The organism is Actinomadura latina NBRC 106108 (assembly GCF_001552195.1).
GTDB lineage: Bacteria > Actinomycetota > Actinomycetes > Streptosporangiales > Streptosporangiaceae > Spirillospora > Spirillospora latina.
This window is the reverse complement of record NZ_BCQS01000020.1, coordinates 51,451-77,051: the sequence shown is the minus strand read 5'-3', so window position 1 is coordinate 77,051 and position 25,601 is coordinate 51,451. Positions and strand designations below refer to the sequence as shown.

Below are 25,601 nucleotides of genomic sequence, written 5' to 3'. Positions count from 1 at the left end.
ATTCGGGGCCAGGAGCGGACCTCTGTTAGTGGTCCTAACAAATCCATGATAGGGGTGACCTGGGAGTGCTTCGATCATGAGCGGGTGAGTCCTGCGCCACACGCCGCGCCGTCCCCTGTGGTCCTGTCCGGATGCGGCCACTAGGCTCTGGAGTCGAGAGCTGAAGAGGGAGAGGTGGGCGTGTCGACCCCGGACCGCGAGCGGTTGGACGAGCTGCAGCGGGCGATGCAGCGCAGCACCATGTTCACCGTCCTGCTGCACCACGCCACCGCGAGCAAGGCGGGGCTCAACGTCAGCGACGCGCAGTGCGTGAACGCGCTGATGCTGGACGGGCCGCAGACGCCCGGTCAGCTCGCGCAGCTCATGGGCATCACGACCGGCGGCGCCATCACCGCCGTCATCGACCGGCTGGAACGCGCCGGATACGTCAAGCGCACCCGCGACCCCGACGACCGCCGCCGCGTGATCGTCGAGCTGGTCCAGGAGAACGTCGCGGAGTTCGCCCGCTACTTCGAGCCGATCTCCCGCGCCTTCTACGACCGCCTCGGCGCCTACGATGACGAGGAGTTCGACGTCCTGCTGCGCTGGATCCGCGAGAACAACGAGGCGATGCCCGGCGTCATCGAGGAGATCCGCAACCTTCCCTAGCCCCCGCCCTAGCCCGCGAGACGCCCGCGCAGCAGGTCCATCAGGGTGGCCTGGACGTCGGCGAGCGGGCGGCCGGGCTGGAGGGCGCGCCAGTCGAGCGCGACGGTCAGCACCATCCCGAACACGGCGGACGCGGCGGTCCCGGTGTCGAGGTCGGCGCGCAGGTCCCCGGCGGCGACCGCGTCCCGCAGCACGTCCGCGATCACGCCGATGGCGCGTTCCCGGATGAGCCGCGCGGTCCGCTGCCAGTCGCCGCCGGACCGCCACGTCTCGGCGATCAGCAGCCGGGCGAACGACTCGTGCTCGCCGATGAACGCCAGCTCGGCGGCGACGGCGGCCTCCAGCGCGTCCAGCGGCGGCCGGCCGGACGCGGCGTCGCGCAGCGCGGTCGCGAGCCGGTCGACCCCGTACTCCAGCAGCGCCGAGAACAGCGCCGCCTTGCTGCCGAAGTTGTAGTAGACGGTGCCCTTGGCGACCCCGGCCCGCTCGGCGATCTGGTCGACGGTGGTCGCGGCGAGCCCGCTCTCGGCGATCAGCTCGATCGCCGCGCCGAACAGCTTCTCCCTGGTCGCGCTGCGGGCCACGTCCCTGCCTCCTAGAGCTTCAGCGCCGGGTGCAGGCGCTTCATCGTCCAGACCCGGTTGTGCCGGACGGCCAGCGCGGTGAGCGCGAGCCCGCCGGCCAGGAAGGCGACCAGCACCGCACAACCCTGCCATACCGGCGTCATCGGGCCGCCGCTGATCAGGTGCCGGACGCCGTCCACCACCCACGACATGGGCAGGTACGGCCGGATCAGCTGGAAGAAGCGCGGACTCGTCTCGATCGGGTAGGTGCCCGCCGCCGAGGTGAGCTGCAGCATCAGCAGCGCCAGCGCGAGGATCCGGCCGATCGGCCCGAACCGGGCGTTCACCCACTGGATCACGGCGAGGAACGCGGCGGACGCGAGCGCGAGGAACGCGACGAGCCCCGGCCAGTGCTCGGCCCGCAGCCCCAGCGCCAGATGCAGCACGGCGAGGACGACGCACGCCTGCGCCGTCCCGATCACGGCGGCGGGCAGCCAGCCGGCGAGCGCGACGCGGCGGCCGGGCGCGGTGCCCGCCATCGCGCGCGGGTTCAGCGGCCGCAGCAGCATGTAGATGATCATGCCGCCGACCCAGAGCGACAGCGGGACGAAGAACGGCGCGAACCCGGTCCCGTAGTTCGGCACCGCGTTGTCGGTGGCGCTGGCCAGCCGCACCGGGTCGCTCATCATGTCGTCCCGCGCGGCCCGCTCCTCGTCGCCGTAGTCCGGGATCTTCCGGACGCCCTCGTCCAGTCCGGTCGCGAGCTCGCCGCTGCCGGCGGAGATCTGCGCGAGCGCCGTCTCCAGGGTCACCGCGCCGCCCGAAAGCCGGCCGAGCCCGCCGCGCAGGTCGCCCGCGCCGCCCGAGAGCGTGCCGAGCCCGGTCGTGAGACCGGACGATCCGGCGAGGAGCCGCCCGGCGCCCGCGTCGACCCGCCGCGTCCCGGCGTTGAGGCGGTCCACGTCCCGGCGGGCCTTGTCGACCTTGGCGGCCAGCGTGGGCGCGTCCTCGGCGATCTTGCGGGCGGCCTTCTCGACCGTCCGCGCGTCGGCCGCGACCTTGCGCAGGTCGCCGGTGTGCTCGCGGACGTAGCCGTCCACCTGCTCCGCCACGGCGACGACCTGCGCGGCGGACCGGGTGAGATCCTGCCGGACGTTCGCGGGGATCTCCGGATGCGCGGCAAGGTACGCGCCCAGCTCGGCCTGCGCCTTCTCCGCCCGCTCCACCGCGGCGCCCGTCTGCGCGGGCAGCCGCCCGGCCCCGTCCGCGAGGGCGTCCGCGCCCCGCGCGACCACGAGCGCGGCCCGCCTGATCTCCGGCGCGTTCTCCCGCAGCAGCGGGACGAGCGTGTCGCCCGCGCGGTCGACGGTCGCGGTGAGCTTCTGCATGCCGGCCGCGACCTGGGCGGTCCCGTCCCGCAGCTCGCCCAGCCCGGCCGTCAGCCTGCCGCTCCCGGACCGGGCCTCGTCGATGCCGTCCTTGAGCTTGCCCGCGCCCGCCTCAGCCCGGCCCGCGCCCTCGGCGAGCTCCCCGGCGCCGTCCTCCGCCTGCCCGGAGCCCGCGGCGAGCTTCCCGGCCCCATCGGCGGCCTGGCCCAGATCGGTGTGCAGCTTGCCGAACGACAAGAAGATGCGGTCGAAATAGCCGTGCACGGCCTCGCTGCCGGCGGCGGCGCTGATCTCCTTGAACGCGGCCTGCGCGAGCGTCCCCATGACGTAGTTGTTCGCGTCGTTCATCCGCAGGCGCAGCCTGGCGGGCGTGGGAGCGCCGTCCCCGGACGGCGACGCGATACGGGTACTAAAGTCGGACGGGATCGTCAGCGACATGTAGTACTCGCCCGACCGCACCCCCTTTTCAGCGTCCTCCGCCGACACGGTCCGCCAGTCGAAGACCTTGCGCTTCTTCAGCTCGTCCGCGAGATCGGCGCCCGCGTGCACCGTCCTCCCGTCCGCCGCGGCGGGCCGGTCCTGGACGACCAGCGCCACCGGCACATGCTGGAGCCGGGAGTAGGGATCCCAGAAGGACCACAGATAGAGCCCCGCATAGAGCAGCGGGAGCAGAACGAGCCCGGCCAGGGCGATGCGGGTCAACCGGTTGCGCTGGAAGCGGCGCAGCTCCAGGCCGCCGGACGTCAACGCGGGAAGTCTCATGGGGGGATCTCCTGGCTAGAGGGAAAGGCTGTGCGTGGCCAGGCCCTCGGCGGGCGCGGTGTCATGGCATGCCGCGACGATGGTGACGCCGGTGGCCGCGATACCGGCGAGCCGCCGCCACAGCTCACGCTGCCGTTCGGCGGGCAGCCCCTCGTCGACGTCGTCGAGCAGGAGCAGCCCGGGCCCGCCGACGAGCGCCAGGGCGGCTCCGAGCAACTGCGCTTCATCGGGCGCGAGTTCCGCGGCGAGCGTCCGCGGGCCGACGTCGAGGCCGACGCGTTCGAGCGCCCGCCGCCTGCGCGCCTCCCGTCCCCGGAACCTGCCGAGGACGCCCTCGCGCAGCGCCAGCGCCTCGTTCAGGTGCTCCCGGACGGTCAGCGCCGGATCCAGTTCGGTGACGCCCGGGACGAGCCCGAGCGCCGCCACCCGCTGGACGTCTCCGATCTTGCTGAACCCGCCCACCGAGACGGTGCCCTCGCCGGGTCTCATCCGCCCGCCGAGCGTGAGCAGCAGCGCCGTACGGCCCGTCCCGGCGATACCGCCCACGGCCACCAGTGCTCCGCCGGGCACGTCCAGATCGACGTCCCGGAACACCCAGCCCCGCGCGCCCCGCACGCCGAGCCCGCGCGCCCGCACGCCCAGCGGGTCCCGGCCCGGCTGCTCCGGGACCCGTGCCGGCCCTGTCCGTGCCGTGTCGGGGCGCTCCGTCCAAACCGTCCGCAGGACGTCTCCGTCCTCGGCAGTGCGGGGAGGGGCGGCGGGTGACGGGGGCGGGCCCTCGGCTCCGGGACGGCCCCCGCCAGTCCCGGAGCCGGTCGGGCCCGGTCCGGAGACGGCCGCGGCGGTCCCCCCGGCCGCGGCGGCCGTCCCCGGAGTCTTGTGCTCGGGCGTCATCGCGGACCCTCCCGGGAGGCAGATTTGAACTGACCGGTCAGTGCAAATCTAGCCGCGCCCAGGACCTCGCGAATCCACCGAGACGGTGACATCTGACACGTGACCGCTACGCCCCAGGTCACACAGGTTCGATGCAGTGACTTGCATCACATCGCCGCCACCGGGGCCGCGCTATTGGACGACTCGTCCGATCTGCGAGACTGCGTGGCATGACCGAATCGTCGCGCGGCGCCGCGGCCGGGCACCGGGGGCCCCGGACGCACCGCCGGCCGGCCCGCCTCGTGAGCGGGCCGGCCGGCGGTGGTGCCGCCGCCTCTAGGCGGTGGTGTTCGGCAGCGAGGTGTACGCGGTGAACTTCGCGTAGGACTCGAAGACGGCCGTGTTCTTGCCCGCGGCGGACGGCAGGCCCGCGCGGAAGTCGGCCACCGCGTTGAGGAGGCCGTTCCAGCCGCAGCCGGACGACTTCGGCACCGCGAACGCGTTGTCGACCAGCGTCGAGCCGATGACGCCGTCGCCCACCGGGTGCGCGGGCGTGCCGGAGATCGGCTGGTTCGGCGGCGGCGGGGACGTCGTCCCGAAGGTCAGGTTCAGCACGATCGGGTCCTGGCCGCTCCCGATGTAGCAGGTGTCGCCGAGCAGCGGGTTGATCGTCTTGATCTTGAGCCGCAGGCGGAGCGCGATCTGGCCCTCGGGGGCCAGTTCGGGGTCGGCCGCCATCTCCGGCTGCGCGCTGATCTGCAGGATGGGGATCACGTCGGTGCCCTCGATGCCGAGGACGCCGCCCTTGACCCGCTGCGGCTCGGCCCGCATCGGGCCGAAGACGCTGTAGCCCTCGAACGTGATCGGGTCGAAGCCGGTCGCCCAGGTCATCTTGATCGGCTGGGTGATCTCCTGGTCGATGGACCCGATCTGCAGCCGCCCGGCGCTGATCACCGTCACGTTGCACTGCCAGAACGTCAGATCTGCGTTCGGCGGCAGCTCGCTGACCGCCGGGCAGTCGTCGAAGTCCAAGCCGGGCGGGACGTCCGCGGCCGCCGGACCGGACAGGCCCGTGAGGGCCAGGGCCGTGAGGCCCGCACCGGCCACCGCCGCGGCGGCGCGCCGCATGGAGGGTGTTCTCATCGTGTCAACTCCTGGGGGAGGGATCATGGCCCGCGCCCTCCGGCGGGGAGGAGCGGCGCGGGCCGGGTACGGCGCGTCGGGCCGGGCTAGGACAGTTCGGTGTAGGGCTTGAAGCTCGCGTACTGCTGGAAGATCGCCGTGTTGTTCCCGGCGGCGGACGGCAGCCCGGCGTACAGGTTGACCAGCCAGTTCTCGAGGCCGAGATCGAGGCCGCACTTGTCCGCCTTCGGCACCGCGAACGCGTTGTCGACCACGGTCGTCTTCAGCACGACCGGGTTCGTCCCCACGACGACGGGCGGTTCGCCGTGGATGGAGGTGTTCGGCGGCGGCGGGTCCGTGGCGCCGATGCCGAGCTTCAGCGCGATCGGGTGCGAGCTCGACCCGATCGTGCAGCGGCTGCCGAGCAGCGGGTTCTGCACGTTCACCGACAGGTTCAGGTTGACCTTCCCGCCGTCGGTGTTGAGCCCGCCCGCGTACTTCGGCTGCGCGTAGACGGCCGTGACGAACGGGTCGCCGAACAGGCCCGGCTGGACCAGGAATTTGCTCGCCTTGAAGGAGCCGAAGACGGTCTGCGCCTCGTAGGTGATGGGATCGAAGCCGTTCGCGTAGGTGAGGGTGATCGGCGACTCGATCGTCGTCTCGATCCCGCCGAGCTTGAACGTCCCGCCGTAGGTGACGGCGATGTTGCACTGCCAGAACTGCGGGTCGGCGCCCGCGGGCAGGTCGGGGCAGGTGGAGAAGTCGAAGTCGGGCAGCGTGTCGGCGGAGGCGGCGGGTGCGGCGGCCACGGCGCCGAGCAGGCTCCCGGTGAGGGCGAGGGCGGCGGCGCCGGCCGGAAGCCGGCGGCGGAGGCTGGAACGCATGGGGACTCCCGGCTGAGGTGGGACGGGCCAGCCGTCGCGGATGGCCCGTCCCGGTGGGGTGGGTCGATCGGGGAACGGGGTCAGGGAACGCGGATCAGGGGCCGAGCAGCAGGTCGTTGCCGCCTGGGCTGGTGACGATCTGGAAGTTGCCGTTGGCCGACGCGGACGCCGGGCAGACCGAGTCGCCGGAGATGAACTGCAGCGACTGGCCGGCCAGCTTGCCCTGCCCGTGCGGGTTGGACGGGACGGGCTTGTTGGCGTTGGAGGGGTTGTAGACGTCGATGTTCAGCGGCGTCGTCGTCGTGAGGCCGTAGTGGCACTCCACGCCCGTGAGCCCCCAGGCCGGGAGGTTCAGGATGGCCTTGATGTCGACGGCCGCGTTCGGCGCGTCGATGACGATCTTGCCGTCCCGGCCGCCCGTGACGGGGGCGTAGTCAACGTGGCCGCCGGTGTAGGGCAGGCCGATCGCGGTGACGGTGGTGGTGCCGCCGCGGTTGTTGGTGCAGCCGGAGAGCGACACGCTGTCGAGGCGTCCGCTGGTGCCGTCGGACTTGGTGTAAGCGCCGAGGCTCCCGCTGCTGCAGCTGTTGATGATGGGGCCGAGGAAGCTGTTCCCGGCCAGCGTCACGTTGCCGAGGTTGGTGGCGATGACGCTGCCGGTGTACGGGGAGCCGCCGGAGGTGATGGTGCCGGACGCGAGCGCGGTTCCGGCCATTCCGACGAGCAGAGCCGCCGATCCCACCAGGGGAATGGCGATTTTGCCGAGCTTTCTCATGCTGCCTCTTTCAGGGTGGGAGACATGTGCACGACGTCCCGCACGGTCTGGGCCCGTGACCGCGCAGCGGATGTCGCGGCACACGGGACGGAACCATGAATGAAGGCGTTCATCAAGGGGCGGGCCATTCCGGCGGAGCGCCGGACCGGGTTTCTGCTTTCGGGTTACCGGCCCGGCGCTTGTCCGAATAGGGGCCCGGTGGCCGTGTGGTGTCCGTCACGTTGCGCGGTGGTCGCCGGTGAACGCGCAGCGTGTGCGGGCGCCGGCCGGCCGCCGCGGAGCTGACTCGATGGTCATTTCGGTTTGAGTTCCCGCTGGCCGGATCCGGCCACACCTCGAACGGGCCCGTCTCGGCCGGCCGGCATTGCGGGCTTCAACTGGACGAACACCCTTGGTCCTGCGGAGAGGGGCTGTGCCGTGGCCTCAACCGGACCAGCGGCAGGCACAAGGAATACCCTGGCGCGTCCCGGAATTGCGCGCCTTTCGCCAATTCGGGAAGGGGCCGAACCCCTACTCGCGCCGGGGCGCGTCCGGCCCCCAGCGGTCGGAGTCGGGGAGCGCGAACGTGTGCAGCAGGCCGTCCAGCAGCTCCGGCAGGCGGTCGGTCTCGCCCCGCGAGATCCGCGCGTAGGCGACCTGGTAGATCCCGCCGACGACCGTCTCCGCCAGCAGTTCCGGGCTCGGGTAGTGGGGGAAGAGCTCGTGCATGTTGTCGGTCACGACCTGCGCGAACGCGGCGAGCGTCCGGTCCCGGCGGGCCGCCGCCACCGGCCCGGCGGACAACGACTCGATCACGCACATCCGGGCCGCGCGCGGGTGGGCGGCGAGGTAGCGGAGGAACTCGCCGACGCCCGCGCGGACCCGGCTGAGCGCGTCCGGCTCCTCCCGGTAGGTGTCCACGACGCTGTCCATCATTTGCCCGACTTCAAGGTCATAGGCGTGTAGAAAGGCGTCGTCCTTGTTCTTGAAATGGACATAGAACGTGGCGCGGGAAACGCCCGCATTCGCGATGATGGAATCGACGGTGAGGCTCCGGTACCCGTCGGTTCCGGCGATGTCCACGACGGCCGAGAGAATGCGGGACACCTGGTGGCTCGCGACGTAGTCCCGGGACAGGCGGTGCCGGCCCGAGGGGAGCCGCCGCAGTTCGCCGACACCGTCCCGATCCATCACCGCTCCCCGCGCTCGCGACAAACCGCCGAGCGGATCGTCTCACGGCGCGCGGAGAGTCCACACCCCTCAGCGGACGGTGATGACGGCGGAGCCGTGGCCGAAGAGTCCCTGGTTCACCGCGATGCCCGCCCTGGCGTTCTCGACCTGGCGGCCCTCGGCCCGGCCGCGCAGCTGCCAGGTGAGTTCGCACACCTGCGCGATCGCCTGGGCCGGGATCGCCTCGCCGAAGGAGGCCAGGCCGCCGCTCGGGTTGACCGGGACGCGGCCGCCGAGCGTCGTGGCGCCGGAGCGGAGCAGCTCCTCGGCGCCGCCCTGCTCGCACAGCCCGATGTCCTCGTACCAGTCGAGTTCGAGGGCCGTGGACAGGTCGTACACCTCGGCGAGCGACAGGTCCTCGGGGCCGAGGCCGGCCTCCTCGTAGGCGGCGTGCGCGATCGCGGAGCGGAACGGGCGCTCGGGGGCGGCGGCGGTCATCGCCGAGTCCGTCGCGAAGTCGGGCAGGTCCAGGACGGTCTTGGGGAAGGTCGGCGTGACCGTCGAGATCGCCGGGATGCGCACCGGGTCGGTGACGCCGTGCCGGCGGGCGAAGTCCATCGAGGTGAGGACCAGGGCGGCGCCGCCGTCGCTCGTCGCGCAGATGTCCAGGAGGCGCAGCGGGTCGGCGACCACGGCGGACTCGCGGACGTCCTCCGCCGTCACCTCCTTGCGGTACCGGGCGTTCGGGTTCGCCAGGCCGTGCCGCGCGTTCTTCACCTTGACGGCGGCGAAGTCGTCCAGCGTCGCGCCGTACATCGCCATGCGGCGGCGCGCGTAGAGGGCGAAGTAGATCGGGTTCGTGGCGCCCAGGAGGCGGAAGCGCAGCCAGTCGGGGTCGTCGGGGCGGTCGCCGCCGACGGGCTTGAAGAAGCCCTTCGGGGCGGCGTCGGCGCCCACCACCAGGGCGACGTCGCACAGGCCGGCGAGGATCTGCGCGCGCGCCGTGTTGATGGCCTGCGCCCCGGAGGCGCATGCCGCGTAGCAGCTCGACACCCGCGCGCCCGACCAGCCGAGCGCCTGCGCGAACGTGGCGCCCGCGATGAACCCCGGGTACCCGTTCCGGATGGTGTCGGCGCCCGACACGTACTGGACGTCCGGCCACGAGAGCCCGGCGTCGGCGAGCGCGGCCCGGGCGGCCGCGAGCCCGTACTCGACGAAGTTGCGCCCCCACTTGCCCCACGGGTGCATCCCCGCGCCGAGGACGGCGATGTCGCGACTCATTCGACGGGCCTCCACATCCAGACCGTGTATTCGGCTTCGTCGTCCTCGTAGAGGACGCCCTCGGTCAGCTCGACCTCCATACCGACCTCCAGGTCGTCGACCGTGTGGCCGGGAGCGACCTGGCCGAGGACGACCATGCGTTCGGCTTCGAGTTCGACGGCCGCGACCGTGTAGGGGACGAACGGGTCGGGGGAGACGTACGGGGGCGGCGGCTTGTAGCGCGAGTCGGCGTACGACCAGACGCGCCCGCGGCCGGACAGGGCGTACTGCTCCAGTTCCGAGCCGTCCTTCGGCCCCGTGCATGCGGGGTTGCGGCATGCCAGCTCGTTGCGCGGGAAGTACGGCGTTCCGCACGACGAGCAGCGGGTTCCGAGCAGGCGGACGTCGCCGTCCGCGGTCGTGAACCAGCCCTCGACGGCCGGACGGCGCTCCTTGGGTGTGCTCACGCGGGTCGTGGTCACGCGGCCCCTCCTCGTGTCGTCCGGCGCAGCGTAACAACCAAACGATCGTTAGAAAGAATGCGCGTCCGGTGAGCGGGACCGGATCGCCGGGCCAGCTAACTGACGCGTCAGTCACTTCGCTACAGTGAACCGAGTCGGATTCTGCCCACTGCCGCCACCGGGGTGGGAGCGAGTAGGGAGCGCGCGGATGCGGACTGGACTTGAGGGAAGGACGGCCCTGGTCACGGGTGCGTCCCGGGGCATCGGGAAGGCGATCGCGGCCGCGTTCGCCGCCGAGGGCGCCAACGTGGTGATCTCGTCCCGCAAGCAGGCGGCGTGCGACGAGGTCGCCAAGGAGATCGGCGCGGCGAACCCGGGCGTGGGCGTGCTCGCCAAGGCGGCGCACGTGGGCCATGCCGACGAGGCCGCCGCCTGCGTGGACGCGGCCGTGGAGCGGTTCGGCGGCATCGACATCCTGGTCAACAACGCCGGCACCAGCCCCTACTTCGGGCCGATGGCCGACATCGAGCCCGCCGCCGCCGCGAAGACCGTCGAGGTCAACCAGTACGCGGTCGTGCAGTGGACGCAGCTCGCGCTCAAGGCGTCCATGGCCGAGCGCGGCGGCTCCATCATCAACATCGCGTCCGTCGGCGGCATGGTCACCGAGCACGGCATCGGCTACTACAACGCCACGAAGGCCGCGGTGATCCACCTCAGCCGGCAGTTCGCGATGGAGCTGGCGCCCAAGGTGCGGGTGAACTGCATCGCGCCGGGCCTCGTCAAGACCCAGCTCGCCCGCGCGCTGTGGGAGGCGAACGAGGCCGAGATCAGCAAGTACATGCCGCTCGGCCGCCTCGGCGAGCCCGAGGACATCGCGAACGCGGCCGTGTTCCTCGCGGGAGACGCCTCGTCCTGGATGACCGGGCAGACCATGGTCGTGGACGGCGGCGCCACCATCCGCCCGTCGATCGCCTAGGAGGACGCGCATGTCACGCTGGGGACTGACCATTCCGCTGACCGGGCTCTCGCTGGCAGAGCACCGCGAGATCGTCGCCGAGCTGTCCGGGCTCGGCTACACCGACGCCTGGTCCGCCGAGACCAACGGCACCGACGCGTTCACTCCGCTGGCGCTCGCCTCCCAATGGGGCCCGGAGCTGCGCCTCGGCCCCGCGATCGTCCCGGTCTACACGCGCGGGCCCGCGCTGCTGGCCCAGCACGCCGCGACCCTCGCGGGCCTCGCGCCCGGACGGTTCGTGCTCGGCATCGGCACCTCGTCCGACACGATCGTGCAGCGCTGGAACGGCATCCCGTTCGACGAGCCGTACAAGCGGGTGCGCGACACGCTGCGCTTCCTCCGCAAGGCGCTCGCCGGGGAGAAGGTGAAGGAGGAGTACGACACCTTCGCCGTCAGGGGATTCAAGCTGGACAACGCGCCCGCCGTGCCGCCGCCGATCGTCCTCGCGGCGCTGCGTCCCGGCATGCTGCGCCTCGCCGCGCGGGAGGCCGACGGCGCGATCACGAACTGGCTCGCGCCGAAGGACGTCCGGACGGTGCGCGGCGAGCTGGGCGACGAGCCCGAGCTGATCGCGCGGCTGTTCGTGTGCCCGACCGCCGACGCCGGGGAGGCCCGCGCGATCGGCCGCTGGATGATCGCCGCGTACATGACGGTCCCCGTCTACCGGGCGTTCCACGAGTGGCTCGGACGCGGTGAGGCGTTGCGCCCGATGAACGAGGCCTGGGCGGCCGGCGACCGGAAGAAGGCCCTGGAGGTCATCCCGGACGAGGTCGTCGACGACCTGATCGTGCACGGGTCGCCCGAGGCGTGCCGGGCCCGGATCCGCGAGTACGTGGACGGCGGCCTGACCACGCCGGTCATCGCGGTCGTCCCCGGCGGCGGGCTCTCCGCGGCGGAGGCGGTCCGGGCGCTGGCCCCGGCTGCGGACTGACGTTCCGGCTGCTCACGGGCTGCTCACGTCTCGATGTTTGCCGCCATGCCGATCGGGGAGGGTGGGGCAGATCCGATATGAGAACGACAGAGACGTGAGGAGAGCTGATCGTGCTCACCCTGACCAGCGGTGCCGTCCAGGTCATTCGTACTGTGACCGCGAACCCGGAGCTTCCTCCGGAGACCGGCATCCGCATCGAGTCCGGGCTCGACGGCTCGGACGCCCTGCGGCTCTCGGTCGCCCCCGCGCCCGAGGCCGGCGACCAGGTGGTCGAGGAGGAGGGCGCCAAGGTCTACCTGGAGCCCACCGTCGCCGAGATGCTCGACGACAAGACCCTGGACGCGCAGGTCGACCCGCAGGGAGACGTCGCGTTCACCATCGCCGAGGGGGCCGAGGGAACCCCTACCTGACGCGCGGGACGAGACCCCGGGCCCCCTCGCCGGGCGCCCGGGGTCTCGCTCTGTCATCGCGACGCAGCTCTGTCAGCGCATCGCCGTTCTGTCAGCGCATCGCCGCGACGACGGCGACCACGGCGAACACGAAGGCCGCCGTCGTGAGGATCATGAAGGCGGCGATCACCGCGCAGGCCAGGCCGCGCGGCTGGTCGCGCCAGGTTCCGTAGCGGTTGCGCACCTGCCGGTCCAGTTCTTGCCGGGACGGCCGTCTCGCGTCCGGGGGGTCGGGCGAAGGCGGGGTCGTCACGACCGCCAGTCTGGCAGATCCCGTCTCAGCCGAAGGACGGATGCGGGCCGAGGGCCCAGTACTCGTAGAGGCCGTAGCCGGTGGTCGCATCGGTGGGTTGCGCTCCATCCAGGTATTCGTAGCGGCCGACGGCGTCGACCATGCCCCACATGCGGGCGGCGTCGTCCGGTTTGCGGGTGTCGTAGGCGACGCCCTGGACCTTGATGTCCGGCCCCTGGTACATGCCGTGCTTCCAGTCGGGCTCCAGCCCGTACCCGGTGCCGACCATCAGGTGGACGGGCAGGATCGGCGTCGCCCTCACCTCGAACGGCTCCCCGCCAGGCGGCGCGAACCGGAGCGTGGCGGTGACGACGTCGCGGGTGCCTTCGGCGTACACGGGACGGTATTCGGGACGTCCCAGGTACTCGGTCTCGCGGTCGGGCCAGACCCGGGTGGCCTCCTCCAGGATGCGGCGGCCCTTCTCGTCCTCCTGCATGATGCAGAGGATCGAGTGGTCCTCGAACTGGATCGGCGTGTACAGCCAGTAGAACGTTCCCGCGTTCTTGATCTGGATGCCCGGCGGCTCTGGCTCGCCCACGGGGCGGATGCCCCAGGAGCGGTCTCGGGACCCCCACCAGTGGTCGGGCGTGACCTCGATGGTCTCGCCCTCCACCGTGATGGTGCCGGTCCAGCGGCCGGTCTGCGCGAGGCGCCGCGAGTCGAAGACGACGCGTTCCTGCCAGCGCAGGTAATGCGGGGGCTCCAGCGTCGCCGGGATCGTCCCCTCCCAGGTGAGGTCGAACGAGAGGCCGTGCTCGTTCTCGTCCAGGACGACCCTGAGCCGCTTCAAGCCCTCGATGACCTCCACACGGAACGGGCCGACCGTGGTGTCCATGCGGTCGTCGCCCAGCTCGCGCGACGCCCGGACGACCTTGTGCAGCGGGCCGCGCCGCACGACCGCGAACGCGTCCATCACCCCGAGGTTCGGGTACTGCCCGACGCCGATGAGCATCATCATCTCGTCCGAGCAGGGGTGGACGTTGAAGTAGTACCGGTCGTAGAAGTTGCGGTCGGACGTGGTGACGTGGCGCATCACCTCGGGCGCCTGGTGGATCGGGTAGTCGTCGAGCGGCGAGAGCGTCACCGGCCGGCCTCCAGGATGCGCGCGAGCAGCTGAGTGCAGTTGTTGTTGTAGGGGAAGTCGGAGGTCTCGTCGATCCAGCCGAAGTCGATCATCGCCTGCCCGATCCGGGCCATGATCACCGAGAACTTGAAGCCGGAAAGGATCTCGTAGTACGCCATGTTCCGCATCGGGCGTCCGAGCAGCTCCTCGTAGCGGGCGACGGTGTCGGCGTAGGACGGGAAGCCGTCCAGCCTTTCCGCGGCCATCCCGTCGCTGTGGTGCCGGTCGAGGAACATGAACCAGGCCAGGTCCTCCTCGGGCGCGCCGAGCGCCGCGGTCTCCCAGTCCAGGACGGCCTTCGGCACGCCGGCCTGGAAGATCACGTTGCCGATGCGGGAGTCGCCCCACAGCGCGACGGGCGCGTCCGGCTCCTCGGGACGGTTGGCCTTCAGCCAGGCGAGCGCCTTGAGCGCGGTCTCCTGCGGGCCCTTGTAGGCCCAGTGCAGGTAGTGCTCGTAGTAGTTCAGCCGCTGGTCGAGACCGGGCGCCCCCCACTTGGGCTGGTCGAGGAAGCCGAGTCCCAGTTCCCCGACGTCCAGCCGGTGCAGATCCGCGAGGATCCCCAGGGTGGACCACCACATCGCGGCCCGCTCGTCCGGCTCGGCCTCGGTCACCCAGCCGCCGGTGTGGTACGGCGGCATGTCGGTCGGGACGCGGCCATCGATGCGCCCCATCACGAAGAACGGGGCGCCCAGCACGTCCGTCGACGGCTCGTACCAGCGGATCGGCGGCACCGGGATGGACGTGCGCTCGTCCAGGATCCGCATGAGCCGGTACTCGTTCTCGAATCGGGGTTCGGGGAAGACCTGGTACCTGGTGGGGGCGACCCGTGCGACGAACGGCTCCCGCCTGGTCTCGCCGCCGTCCGTCCACTCGGCGTCGAAGATGAGTGTCTCGTTGGAGAATCCGCTGGTCTGCGGGGTCTCCACATGAGGGATCCGGACGCCGGGCAGGTGCCCGGCGAGCCAGTCGGCCAGCGCGCTTCTGGTGACCTCGGGATCGCGTTGGTCGGGAACGGGCATCGCCGCCTCCTTGCGCCGAACCAAAGTAGAACGTGTTCTATCAAGGAGCCGGGGGGCGGTCAATGGGCCCGGCCTCCCCGTCGTGCGACCATGGCCGGATGCGTCTAACGAAGCTCGGGCACGCCTGCGTCCAGATCGCCGAGGACGATCGCACCATCGTCATCGACCCCGGTTCCTTCAGTGAGGCGTCCGGCGCGCTGGCCGCCGCCGACGCCGTCCTGATCACCCACGAGCACTTCGACCACTTCGACGCCGACGCTCTGCGCGCCGCGATGGCCGAGCGCCCGGAGCTGGAGGTCTGGACGTCCCGGGTCGTCGCCGAGAACCTCGCCGACCTCGGCGGACGCGTGCACCAGGTCGGCCACGGCGACGCCGTGACCATCGCCGGGTTCGACGTCCACGTCTACGGCGAGGACCACGAGCTCCTCCACCCGGACGTGCCGCCCATCCCGAACGTCGGTTTCCTCGTGGACGGGGAGGTCTTCCACCCGGGCGACGCGCTCACCGTCCCGTCCGAGCCCGTCCCGACCTTGTGCCTGCCCGGCAACGCGCCCTGGATGAAGATCACGGAGCTGTTCTCCTACACGCGCGAGGTCGGCCCCGAGCGCGCCTTCGTCATCCACGACGGCCTGCTGAACGACATCGGCCTCACAGTGATGCAGACCGCCGTCACCAGGGCCGGCGACGAACTCGGCAAGGACTTCCGCCGCCTGTCCCCCGGCACCTCCGTGGAACTGGCCGCCAAGTGAACCGAGTGTCCACACCCCGGCCCGTTCAGGCCGTGTTCTTCGACATCGGCGAGACCCTCATCAATGAGGGGGAGATCTATGGGCGCTGGGCCGACTGGCTGGGCGTGCCGAGGCACACGTTCCTCACCAAGCTGGGCGCGGTGCTCGCGCTGGGCGGCGACTACCGGGACCTCTTCGAGTACTTCCGGCCCGGGTTCGATCTTGCCGAGGAGGAACGGCGCCGGGCGGGGGCGGGCGTCCCGAACGGGTTCGGGGCCGACGACCTGTACCCCGACGCGCGGGCGTGCCTGTCCGGGCTGCGCGACCAGGGCCTCTACGTCGGGATCGCGGGCAACCAGCCCGTCGAGGCGGCGGCGCAGATGGCGGCGCTGGGCCTGGACGCGGAGGTCGTCGGCATCTCGGGGGTGTGGGGCGTCAGCAAGCCGTCCCACGAGTTCTTCGAACGCTGCGCCCAGCTCGCGGACGTGCTGCCCGACCGCGTCCTCTACGTGGGGGACCGCATCGACAACGACGTCCGCCCCGCCCTGGAGTTCGGGATGCGGGCGGCGTTCCTGCGGCGCGGCCCCTGGGGGCACATCCAGGAGGACGACGACGCGCTGCGCGAGTGCCTGTTCGTCCTGGACGACCTGGTCGGCCTGCCGAAGCTCCTCGCCGAGTACAACGCCCCGTAGGGCGCCCCTAGGGGACGTCCCCTAATCCCGGAGTATGGCTCGGGAACGGGACGTATGGCGGATGTGGGACGTGCCGTCCGGTTCGTAGCGTGGGGAATGTGGCCGCGAAACCCGCGGCCGTGTTCACCACTCGACGAAACGGGGAGAGAAGAACCCATGAACGGCCTTTACCGTCCGCGCAACGACCGGATGATCGCGGGTGTCTGCGCCGGCCTCGGCCGCCGGTTCGGCATGAGCCCCGGGACCGTCCGGCTCCTCTTCGTGCTGTCGTGCCTGCTGCCGGGCCCGCAGTTCGTCGTCTACCTTGTCCTGTGGGTGATGATGCCGAACGAGGACCGCCACATGGCGTCCACCCGGTAACTCAAGATCATTGATAGCGCTCGACCGGGCCCGCCCTTGGGTGTTAGATCGGGGCACCACCATCGGACCTCTTCCGCCGTCCGGTCGCCGCCGCGGGGACCGCCGGGCGTGAAGGTGTCCGCCCCGCCGTGGGAAGGGAAGGAGCCGCGGTGCCTGAGCAGGCCCCGGGTCCCGGCCGCAGCGCCCGGCCCGGCCGGGCCGGCCCGGCCGGCGACGGAGCCGCCGCGCGCGAGGCCGAGTACGCGGCGCGGCTGCTGGGGTTCCTGCGCGACCTGGCGCGGGCCCGGCGGCGCCCGTCCCGCGACCTCGCCGACCACGACCACGTCCACTGGCTGGCCGGCCTGCCCGGCGACGTCTACGTGGAGGCGGACGCCGGGCCCGGCGACGTCCTGTTCAGCGTCCCCGTCATCCCGCTCACGCCGCCCGTCGTGCTGGACGAGTTCGACGGGTGGCTCGGGCTCCGCAACTGGTACCGGCTCCTGCGGGAGCTGGCCGACGAGGAGGTCGTGCTGGCGACGGGCCTGCTGTCATGGCGCCCGGCCGTCCACGACCATCTGCTCTGCACGCCGGTCCGGATCGTGGTGGACGAGCGGACGGAACGCATCGACGTCGTCCTCGCCGGGCACACGACCCTGCGCGACAGGGAACTGCTGTCCGGGCACCCCGGTTTCCGGCCCGCCGGCTGGATCGCGGACGCCGTCCAGACCGGGCAGGGTTTCGGGCTGAACGCGTCGGTCGGGGACGTCCTCCGCAAATGGTGCCAGGTGGCGCTGACCACCCCCGCCGACTACCGCGAGGACTGGACGCCCGACACCGACACCGTCTCGCCCGCCCCGCGCATCCGGCTGGCGCCCGCCCTGGTCGTCCGGCCGCCGGGCCGCGCCGCCGTCGCCGACCACCACGCCACGCTGCTGAGCCTGCTGCCGCGCGGCGTGCCGGCCGGGCTGGCGCGGCTCGTGGCCGGGAAACCGCAGGTCCTGCACGTACCCGAGCGTGCCCCGGAGACCGTCCCCGACCTGCTCACCGGGCTGCTCTCGCGCGGCCACCGGGTGCTCGTGGCCACGTCGGGGCCCGCCGCCTCCGCCGCGCTCCGCGCCGCCCTCCCGCAGGGCCTCGCCGCGCTCGCGGCGACCGACCAGGCCACCGCCGCCCAGGTCGCGGACGCGATCCGCGCCGCCGAACCTGACCTGGAGGCGGCGGCCGAGCGCGAGCGGGCCGCCGATCGGCGGGTCACCGAGCTCACCCAACGCGCCAACGACGAAGCGGACGAACCCGCACAGGACCGCCGCGACGAAGAGCCCGAACTGTCGTGGATGCCGGTCCGGCCGGACATGCCGCCGACCCCGCCGATCTCCCGGTCCGAGGCCGCCGAACTCGTCGTCCTCCTCGCGGAGGAGAGCGCCGCGCGCAAGGCCCGCACCGCGCAGCGCGACGTCGACCCGGGTGCGCTGCCGAGCGCCGCCTACGTCCGCACCCTGATCGACGCCGAGGTCACCGCCGCCGAGCGGGCCGAACGCGCCAGGACGGACCTGTCCCAGCGCCTCGCCGACAGCGACGTCACCCTCCTCGCCCGGCTCGACGGCGACGCGTCCGTCGTCACCGCCGCGCTCCACGAGCTCGGCCTCGACGGCCACCCGGGCGGCTGGAACGCCGCCGACCTCGCCGTCCGCGCCTTCGGGGACGCCCTCGCCGAACGCCGCCCGCTCATCTGGTCCCGCGTCTCGGAGATGACGTCCCGCGCCCAGTGGGCCGAACGCGCCCTGGCCGAACTCGGCGCCCACCGCGTCGAGCTGCCCGCCGACGCCGACCTGCGCGGCCTCGCCGCGGCCGCCCAGGACCTGCGCGCCCACCTCGCCGGCGGCGGCACGCTGAAGCGCGGCCCGCTCCGCTCCGCCGCCCAGCGCCAGGCCGAGCCGCTCCTCACCACCGTCACCGTGGACGGCGCCGCGCCCACCACGCCGGAGCTGCTCGACCTCGTCCACACCGACCTCATGGTGCGGATCACCTGCCGCGAGCTCCAGTACGTGTGGGAGGCCGCCGGCATCTCCTTCCCCGCCGACCTGCCGCCCGCCGAGCGCGTCACCCGGTTCGTCCGCGCCCACGCCCGCCTCGCCCGCATCGGCGAGGCCATGCGCGCCGTCGACTCGACGCGCCGCCTCCTCGACCGGGGCGGCTTCGGCATCAACCTCGCCCACCCCGTCCAGTGGCACACCTACGCCTCCGCCCTCCGCAACGCCCTCGAAGGGCTCGGCGTCAACCGGGCCGGCGCCGACCTCGACGCGCTCCGCGACTCGATCGGCCCCGCCGCCGCCGACGACCCGCCCGAACTCGCCGCCGCCGTCGAGGCCGTCGACGCCCGCGACGCCGGCGCCTACGGCCGCGCCCTCGGCGCCCTCGCCGAGGCCCGCCACGAGCGCTCCCTCCAGATCCGCTGCGAGGAGCTCCTCGCCCGCGTCCGCGCCGTCCACCCCGACCTCGCCAACCTCCTGATCGCCACCGACGGCGACGAGGCCTGGACCGCCCGCACCCGCCGCTGGGAGGACGCCTGGACCTGGGCCCGCCGCGCCACCGCCGCCGCCCCGCCCGCCGCCGACCGCACCCGCGCCGACCTGGCCGCCGCCCGGGAGGAACTCCACGCGGCCCGCACCGCCCTCACGGCCGCCCGAGCCTGGGCGTCCGCCGTCGCGCTCGCCGACGTCCCCGCCTGGATCCTCCCGCTCTGGCGCATCCCGGACGTCCTCCCGCCCGCCCACGACTCCTTCGACGTCGTCATCGTCGACGGCGAGCACGAGGCCGGCGCGGAGGCCCTCTACATCCTGTGGCTGGCCCCCCGGGCCATCCTCGTGGGCCCCGCCGGCCCCGACCTGCCGCCCCCCGAGGGCCCACTCCCCGCCACCCGCCTCCCGTCCCACCTGCACGAGGCGATAACCCCGACGACCTCCCTCTTCAAGGCCCTGACCGAGCCCGCGGCGCCCGCGTCGCCCTCCCCGCGCGACACCGTCCCCGACCCGGGAATCAAGGCCCCCCGGCCCTCCGCCGAACCCCCGCCGAGACCCGAGGCGCAAGAACGGCCGCAGGCACGCCCGGCCACGCCGCCTCCGCATGCCCCCGCACAAGGATCGGCCGTCCGGCGCCCCGGCGAACGGCCCGCGCCGCCGCCCCCGGCAAGACGCGGCGACATGCCGGGCCACGCCCCCCGCGCGACACCGCAACCACGATCCGGGCCGCCTGCATCGGAACAACGGCCGGGCGGCCCGCCCCGCCGACTGGACGCCCCCGCCCAAGACGCCATGCCCACGCGCCCGGGCACGCCCGCGCCGGGGCCGGGCGCCCCGGGCGAGGGCGCGGCTCGCAGGCCGCGCCCCCCGGCGGCCCAGGCGCCGCAGCCGGGGCCGGACGCTCCCCGCGTGCCCGCGGACGCGAGTCGTGAGCCGGATTCCCCGGCGGCCACGAGACGGTCGCCGGTGGTGGGGCCGAACGCGCCGCAGACGCGTCCGGGGGCACCGGTCTCCCCGGACGGCGGTCCGCCCAGGGAGAGAGACAGTGGTCCGCCCAGGGAAAGAGACAGTGGCCCCCCCAGGGAAAGAGACGGCGGTCCGCCCGGGCAGAGGGACGGCGCGGTGCGCGGTCCGCGCCGCGCGGAACCGGGCGTGCGGCCGCCGGAGCGTGCTCCGGAGTCCGCGAACGTCCCGCCGCGCAGGCTGGACGCGCCCCGGCTCGAGCCGCGCGAGGGCCGGCCGGGCGGGCGCGGGGCCGCGGGCCCGCCGCCCCGGCGCCTGGACGCGGCGGGGCAGGACCAGCGCGGTTCCGGGGCGGAGCGGCGGCCGCCCGCGGCGCCTTCGGACATTCCCGCCATCTGGGGCAGGCCCGGTGCCAGGACCGAGCCGCCCGTTCCGCCGGAGGAGACGCCGGCCGCCCCGGTGCAGGTGCGGCGCGGGCAGTCGATCGCCGCGTACAAGCGGCCCGAGCTGGTCGAGATCGTCGGGCGCATCGCCGAGCGCGAGCCGGACCTCAGCGACGATCAGATCGTCGAGCTGGTCGCGCGGCTCCTCGCGTGTCCCGAGGACGAGGCGCTCCTCGTCGGCGCCCGGCTCCGCTACGCCGTCCAGATGTACCGGCAGCGCCCCCGCTAACGCGGTGACCACGAACGCCGGCCAGGTCGTCGGAGGGCCTTTCGCGGCGGGCGATACGTGAGGATTGGTCGATGGTCGACGCCGTGAAGAGCCCGGAAAACGTCATGTTCCTGCAGGAGAGCGCGGCCCGTGGCCAGCCCGCAGAGCGCGTGGATGACGTCGGTGGGTGGTGGCTGCGCTTCTCCCCGGACTGCTCCTGGTGGGTGGGGGCGGTTCTGCCGCATGGTGGCGCCGGTGTGGACGACGTGACCCGCAGGGTCGTCGAAGCGGAAGAATTCTATGCCGTGCACGGCTCGATTCCGCGGTTCCAAGTTACGCCGCGGGTTTGTGCGGAAGAGCTCGACGCTGTTTTGGGCGCACGCGGATATCTCCGGCACAGTTCGGTGTCGTTGCAGGTCGCGGACACTTCCCGCGTCCTGGAGCGGGCAAGGAGATTGCACGTTCGGCTGGACGAACGGCCGACGCGGACGTGGTTCGCGACCTGGCAGGCGGTGAATGGTGATTCTCGCGCTGAATGGGACATGCTCGCCCGCGTTGATCTGCCGTCCGCCTACGCGTCCGCGATGGTGGGGGACGAAGTCGTCGCCGTCGGACGTGCGGTAGCCGACAGGGGATGGGCGGGCATTTTCAGCATGGCGACTCTTCCCCGGGCCCGTGGGAAGGGCTCGGCGCGAAATGTGCTGGCAACCCTGGCCGACTGGGCCGCCGGGAACGGAGCCGACCGCATGTATCTCCAGGTCGAGCGCGACAATGGCCCGGCGACGCGGCTCTATGAGCGGGCGGGCTTCACCGAGATATGCGCCTACCACTACCGCATCCCGAACTCTGCGCGAGAACGGGCCCGTCTGTGTGAGCTTCCCGGCCGGTGACTTCGGGACGGTCGATCTGGGACCCGCGCCCCGGATGAGGCGCGGATCAGGACGGCCGGGAACGCCCGGTGGTTCATGGACGACAAGCGGTCTCACTGAATCCGCGCACCAATGTCAGTGGATGTCTGTACAAATATCATGTGACGGAGTGGGACGAGGAGGCGCTGGCGCGGTTGCGCGCCGCCGCCCACACGGGCGACGGCGATGCCGGTGTGCTTCGGGGACGCCCGCTCGAGCCCGTGCTCCAATACGCCGGCGACGTGCTCGTGGCCGCACTCGCCAAGGGCCGAACAGACGCCGAACTGGCTCGCGAATGCCTGAATGAACTGCACGAACGTGATCTTCCGGGCGATGCCGAACTGGCCGCCGAACTCGCCGCCGCGCTCGGGACGCGTCCCGCCGAACCGCTCGTCCCGCTGCCCGTCGACCTGGGCGCCGTGGCAGCGGCCATGGACGACGGCGATCAGGTCCTCGACCTGGCGCGCGGCGACGTCCTGCCCGCCGATGACCTGCCCGCCTATGAGGGGGGCGGGGGCTGCGGGCCGCCGGGAGATGAGATCCCCCATGGTGGGCGGGGATGGTTGCCGATCCCGCCGGCCGCCGTCCCGCGTGGAGAGGACGCCCAGCGGGGAGCCGCGCGGAAATGGCTTGCCGGCGAGGGGTACCGGGCCGTTCCGCGGCGGCTCTAGGAGCCGGGGCGGACCAGGGGGAACGGGATCGTCTCGCGGATGCTGCGGCCCGTCAGGGTGATCAGGAGGCGGTCGATGCCCATGCCCATGCCGCCGGCGGGCGGCATCGCGTACTCCAGGGCGCGCAGGAAGTCCTCGTCGAGTTCCATGGCCTCCGGGTCGCCGCCCGCGGCCTGCAGCGACTGCTCGGTGAGGCGGCGGCGCTGCAGGATCGGGTCGATCAGCTCGGAGTAGGCGGTGCCCAGTTCGAGACCGAAGACGATCAAGTCCCATTTCTCGGCGAGCCGCGGGTCCGACCGGTGCGGGCGGGTCAGCGGGGACGTCTCGGCCGGGTAGTCGCGGACGAACGTCGGCGCCGTCAGGTCCTCCTCGACGAGGGCCTCGAACAGCTCCTGGACGATCTTTCCCTGCCGCCACTGCGGGTCGACGTTCAGTTTGTGGCGTTCGGCCAGCCCCCGCACCGCCGTGAGGGACGTGTCGGGCGTGACCTCCTCCCCGACGGCCTTCGACACCGACTCGTAGACGGTGATCTCCTGCCAGGGCTCGGCGAGGTCGTACTCGACGCCGTCCCGGACGACGACGGAGGTGCCGAGGGCGGCGCGGGCGGCGTCCACGACCAGGGAGCGGGTCAGCGTCGCCATGGTGTCGTAGTCGCCGTAGGGCTCGTACGCCTCCAGCATCGTGAACTCGGGGTTGTGCTTCTGCGAGACGCCCTCGTTGCGGAAGTTGCGGTTCAGCTCGAAGACGCGCCCGATGCCGCCGACGAGGAGGCGCTTCAGGTACAGCTCGGGCGCGATCCGCAGGTAGAGCTGCATGTTGTAGGCGTTGATGCGGGTGGTGAACGGACGCGCGGCGGCGCCGCCGTGGACGGGCTGCAGCATCGGCGTCTCGACTTCGAGGTAGCCGCGGTCGCGCAGCCCGTCGCGGACGGCGGCGATCGCGTCGCCGCGCATCCGCAGCATCCGGCGGGACTCGTCGTTCACGATGAAGTCGACGTACCGCTGCCGGACGCGGGCCTCGGGGTCGGACAGTCCGGAGCTCTTGTTGGGCAGCGGGCGCAGGCATTTCGCCGTGAGCGTCCACGACGAGGCGAGCACCGACAGCTCCCCGCGCCGGGACGTGACGATCTCGCCGCGCACGCCCACCTGGTCGCCGAGGTCGATGAACGTCTTCCAGTGCCGCAGCGACTCGTCGCCGAGCGCGTCCGCGGTCAGCATGACCTGCAGGTCGGCGGTCTCGTCCCGCAGCGTGACGAAGATCAGCCGGCCGTGCTCGCGGGCGAGGACGACCCGTCCCGCGATGGCCGCCGGCACGCCGGTATGGGTGTCGGGGGCCAGCCCCGGGAAGCGGGAGAGGATGTCGGCGGCGAAGTCGGTGCGCTCGCAGCCGAGCGCGTAGGGCTCCATCCCGGCGGCGCGGATCTGGTCGAGCTTGGCGTGCCGCACCCGTTCCTGCTCCGACAGCCGCCGCTGCGGGGCGCGCGCCGCGTCCGCCGCCGCCTCGATCTCCTGGATCTTGTCGACGAGCTCGGTGGACGGGACCATCGCCGCGGCCCGGTCCAGCTTCGGGCGGTTGAAGCTCGGCAGGAACCCCTCGGCGCGGGCATAGGCGAGGCCCAGCCGGATGAGGTGCCGCCCCTGCATGTAGCAGATGAAGCGGGGGCGCCAGTGCGGCAGGTACTTGGCGTTCGACAGGTACAGCGATTCGAGCTGCCAGAACCTCGACGCGAACGACAGGAACCGGTAGTAGAGCCGCGCGACCGGCCCGGCCCCTATCTGGGAGCCGCGCTCGAACGCCGACCGCAGCATCGCGAAGTTCAGCGAGAGCTGCTGCGCGCCGACCGCGGCGGCCTTCTCCGCCAGCTTGGCGACCATGTACTCGTTGAGGCCGTTCTCGGCGAGCCGGTCGCGGCGCATCAGGTCGAGCGACAGCCCGGCCCGCCCCCACGGGACGAAGCTGAGCAGCCCGCGCAGCTCACCGTGCGCGTCGAACGCCTCGACCATGACGCAGCGCCCGTCGGTGGGGTCGCCGAGGCGGCCGAGGGCCATCGAGAAGCCGCGTTCGGTCTCCTCGCCGCGCCAGGCGTCGGCGCTGCGGATCAGCTTGGCCATCTCCCAGCCGGGGATCTGCGAGTGCCGCCGGATCCGGATCGTGTACCCGGCCCGCTCCACCCGCCGGACGGCCTGCCGGACCTGCCGCATCTCGCGCCCGTCGAGGTTGAAGTCGGTGAGGTCGATGATCGCCTCGTCGCCGAGTTCGAGCGCGTCGAACCCGTGCCGCTTGTAGATGTGGGCGGCGCGCTCGCCGACGCTGACCGCGCCGGGGATCCAGGCGTGGGCGCGGCATTCGCCCAGCCACGCCTCGATCGCCTGGTCCCAGGATTCGGGGTCGCCGAGCGGGTCGCCGCTGGCCAGGGAGACCGAACCCTCCACCCGGTAGGCGATGGCCGCCTTACCGTTCGGCGCGACCATGACGTCCTTGTCGCGGCGCAGCGCGAAGTAGCCGAGCGAGTCCTGGTCGCCGTACTCGGCGAGCAGGGCGCGCGCCGCGAGCTCCTCGGCGGGGGACAGGACGGGGTCGCGCCGCCCCGGCTTGAACAGCGCCCAGAACGTGACGATCAGCAGCCCGGTGCCGAGGCTCCACAGGATCGCGTCCACCCAGAACGGCACCGAGACGTCGATCGGCTTGCCGGTGACGCGCGGCCCGAGGACGGTCTGGGAGATCGCGTAGAGCGGATGCGTCCAGAAGTCGCCGCTCGCGTTCCGGTCCGTGACGGTGACCAGGAACGTGCCGATTCCGCAGGTCACGACCAGGAGGCTGGTGAAGACGATGGTGGCGAGCCGGCGGTTGGCGCGGTCGGGCAGCGTGGTGAACTGCCGGCGCGCGGCGATCAGCAGGCCGAGGACGGCGAGGTACACGCCGGCCGTGACGAGCAACCCGACGGGGGTGGGCATGTCCGGGCTGATCACCGTCGTCAGCACGGCGGTGACGGCGAGCGCGGTGGGCAGGCAGAAGATCAGGACGAGGATCCGCCACGCCGCCTTCTTGCGCCGCCGGACGCCCATCGACAGCAGGATCCACACCAGCCCGATGGGCACGCTGGGGAACCAGCCGAGGTACCCGATCCAGCGCAGCGCCCAGATATCGGCTATCTCAAGGATGAGACCATAGGAGACCCACGCGAGCAGCGACAGGATCCCGGAGAGACGGGTGTACCAGAAGAAGATCGTCGGCGCGGCCTGGATCAGCCGGCCCCACTCGCCCCGCAGGCCGCCCTGCGGGCCTTTGTCGATCATGGTCCCCCGGTCCGCACGTGGTAGGGACTTCGCTGGTATGGCCGTCTCCTTTTTACCGGGTGTCACGTCGACCACGCTCTCGTCCGCGCGTGCCCGCCCGGCGGCGAACCTCGGGCC

General features: G+C 72.4%; 23 protein-coding genes. 10 read left to right on the top strand and 13 right to left on the bottom strand.

All coding sequences use genetic code 11. From position 1 onward, the window contains the following. The first annotated feature begins 180 nt into the window (after positions 1-180). Entirely contained in the window at positions 181-648 is a 468-nt protein-coding gene (locus AL2_RS25240) for a MarR family winged helix-turn-helix transcriptional regulator (RefSeq protein WP_067637897.1), read from the top strand. A gap of 8 nt (positions 649-656) precedes the next feature. Here AL2_RS25240 and AL2_RS25235 read toward each other — a convergent pair whose 3' ends face one another. The 9 genes from AL2_RS25235 to AL2_RS25195 all read right to left on the bottom strand — a co-directional run bounded on the left by AL2_RS25235 (position 657) and on the right by AL2_RS25195 (position 9,906). Continuing rightward, positions 657-1,232, bottom strand: a complete 576-nt coding sequence (locus AL2_RS25235; protein WP_083946883.1) for a TetR/AcrR family transcriptional regulator — start codon at positions 1,230-1,232, stop codon at positions 657-659. A gap of 11 nt (positions 1,233-1,243) precedes the next feature. Continuing rightward, on the bottom strand, positions 1,244-3,361 hold the full coding sequence (locus AL2_RS25230) for a YhgE/Pip domain-containing protein (RefSeq protein WP_067637665.1): 2,118 nt from the start codon (positions 3,359-3,361) through the stop codon (positions 1,244-1,246). Positions 3,362-3,376: 15 nt separating this feature from the next. Next, the gene (locus AL2_RS39405; RefSeq protein ID WP_245666902.1) at positions 3,377-4,255 is read right to left on the bottom strand and encodes an ATP-binding cassette domain-containing protein; all 879 of its coding nucleotides are present in this window, start codon (positions 4,253-4,255) and stop codon (positions 3,377-3,379) included. Positions 4,256-4,570: 315 nt separating this feature from the next. After that, positions 4,571-5,377, bottom strand: a complete 807-nt coding sequence (locus AL2_RS25220) for a hypothetical protein (RefSeq protein ID WP_157438353.1) — start codon at positions 5,375-5,377, stop codon at positions 4,571-4,573. An 86-nt stretch (positions 5,378-5,463) separates the two neighbouring features. Continuing rightward, complete coding sequence (locus tag AL2_RS25215) at positions 5,464-6,240, bottom strand: hypothetical protein (RefSeq protein WP_067637659.1); 777 nt, start codon at positions 6,238-6,240, stop codon at positions 5,464-5,466. Between the two features lie 94 nt (positions 6,241-6,334). Continuing rightward, entirely contained in the window at positions 6,335-7,015 is a 681-nt protein-coding gene (locus tag AL2_RS25210; RefSeq protein WP_157438352.1) for a hypothetical protein, read from the bottom strand. A 510-nt stretch (positions 7,016-7,525) separates the two neighbouring features. Then, entirely contained in the window at positions 7,526-8,185 is a 660-nt protein-coding gene (locus tag AL2_RS25205; protein ID WP_067637655.1) for a TetR/AcrR family transcriptional regulator, read from the bottom strand. A gap of 69 nt (positions 8,186-8,254) precedes the next feature. Next, on the bottom strand, positions 8,255-9,445 hold the full coding sequence (locus tag AL2_RS25200; protein WP_067637653.1) for a lipid-transfer protein: 1,191 nt from the start codon (positions 9,443-9,445) through the stop codon (positions 8,255-8,257). Beyond that, positions 9,442-9,906, bottom strand: coding sequence for a Zn-ribbon domain-containing OB-fold protein (locus tag AL2_RS25195; protein ID WP_245666900.1), 465 nt, complete (start codon positions 9,904-9,906; stop codon positions 9,442-9,444). Before AL2_RS25195 ends, AL2_RS25200 begins: the two co-directional genes overlap by 4 nt. A 187-nt stretch (positions 9,907-10,093) precedes the next feature. On the opposite strand from AL2_RS25195, the gene AL2_RS25190 reads away from it, so the two are divergent. The 3 genes from AL2_RS25190 (at position 10,094) to AL2_RS25180 (ending at position 12,241) form a co-directional block, all read left to right on the top strand. Beyond that, the gene (locus AL2_RS25190) at positions 10,094-10,861 is read left to right on the top strand and encodes an SDR family oxidoreductase (RefSeq protein ID WP_067637651.1); all 768 of its coding nucleotides are present in this window, start codon (positions 10,094-10,096) and stop codon (positions 10,859-10,861) included. A 10-nt stretch (positions 10,862-10,871) separates the two neighbouring features. After that, positions 10,872-11,831 (top strand): LLM class F420-dependent oxidoreductase, encoded by a 960-nt coding sequence (locus tag AL2_RS25185; RefSeq protein WP_067637649.1) that lies wholly within the window; start codon positions 10,872-10,874, stop codon positions 11,829-11,831. A 110-nt stretch (positions 11,832-11,941) separates the two neighbouring features. Beyond that, positions 11,942-12,241 carry a Fe-S cluster assembly protein HesB gene (locus AL2_RS25180; protein WP_067637647.1) on the top strand — a complete coding sequence of 100 codons (300 nt, stop codon included), beginning with the start codon at positions 11,942-11,944 and terminating at the stop codon, positions 12,239-12,241. Positions 12,242-12,332: 91 nt separating this feature from the next. On the opposite strand, the gene AL2_RS37690 is transcribed toward AL2_RS25180, so the two are convergent. From AL2_RS37690 to AL2_RS25170, 3 genes are read right to left on the bottom strand one after another with little or no spacing between them, the layout of a single operon-like run. Beyond that, entirely contained in the window at positions 12,333-12,533 is a 201-nt protein-coding gene (locus AL2_RS37690; RefSeq protein ID WP_157438351.1) for a hypothetical protein, read from the bottom strand. Positions 12,534-12,558: 25 nt separating this feature from the next. After that, positions 12,559-13,656: an Rv3169 family protein gene (locus AL2_RS25175; protein ID WP_157438350.1), complete on the bottom strand. Its 1,098-nt coding sequence runs from the start codon at positions 13,654-13,656 to the stop codon at positions 12,559-12,561. Further along, entirely contained in the window at positions 13,653-14,717 is a 1,065-nt protein-coding gene (locus AL2_RS25170) for a phosphotransferase family protein (protein WP_067637645.1), read from the bottom strand. The genes AL2_RS25175 and AL2_RS25170 overlap by 4 nt, the downstream gene beginning before the upstream one ends. Positions 14,718-14,815: 98 nt before the next feature. Between AL2_RS25170 and AL2_RS25165 the strand changes: the two genes are divergently transcribed. The 6 genes from AL2_RS25165 to AL2_RS37685 all read left to right on the top strand — a co-directional run bounded on the left by AL2_RS25165 (position 14,816) and on the right by AL2_RS37685 (position 22,188). Then, on the top strand, positions 14,816-15,466 hold the full coding sequence (locus AL2_RS25165) for an MBL fold metallo-hydrolase (protein ID WP_067637889.1): 651 nt from the start codon (positions 14,816-14,818) through the stop codon (positions 15,464-15,466). 5 nt (positions 15,467-15,471) lie between these two features. Then, positions 15,472-16,137 carry an HAD family hydrolase gene (locus AL2_RS25160; protein WP_245666899.1) on the top strand — a complete coding sequence of 222 codons (666 nt, stop codon included), beginning with the start codon at positions 15,472-15,474 and terminating at the stop codon, positions 16,135-16,137. Positions 16,138-16,293: 156 nt separating this feature from the next. Continuing rightward, positions 16,294-16,497 (top strand): PspC domain-containing protein, encoded by a 204-nt coding sequence (locus AL2_RS25155; RefSeq protein ID WP_067637641.1) that lies wholly within the window; start codon positions 16,294-16,296, stop codon positions 16,495-16,497. Between the two features lie 149 nt (positions 16,498-16,646). Continuing rightward, positions 16,647-20,630 (top strand): hypothetical protein, encoded by a 3,984-nt coding sequence (locus tag AL2_RS39840; protein ID WP_067637638.1) that lies wholly within the window; start codon positions 16,647-16,649, stop codon positions 20,628-20,630. Positions 20,631-20,701: 71 nt separating this feature from the next. Beyond that, complete coding sequence (locus AL2_RS25145; RefSeq protein WP_067637636.1) at positions 20,702-21,499, top strand: GNAT family N-acetyltransferase; 798 nt, start codon at positions 20,702-20,704, stop codon at positions 21,497-21,499. A 140-nt stretch (positions 21,500-21,639) separates the two neighbouring features. Then, positions 21,640-22,188 (top strand): hypothetical protein, encoded by a 549-nt coding sequence (locus AL2_RS37685; RefSeq protein ID WP_157438349.1) that lies wholly within the window; start codon positions 21,640-21,642, stop codon positions 22,186-22,188. Here the strand turns inward: AL2_RS37685 and lysX are convergent. After that, entirely contained in the window at positions 22,185-25,484 is a 3,300-nt protein-coding gene (gene lysX, locus AL2_RS25135; RefSeq protein WP_174550879.1) for a bifunctional lysylphosphatidylglycerol synthetase/lysine--tRNA ligase LysX, read from the bottom strand. The genes AL2_RS37685 and lysX overlap by 4 nt on opposite strands. Positions 25,485-25,601 lie beyond the last annotated feature (117 nt).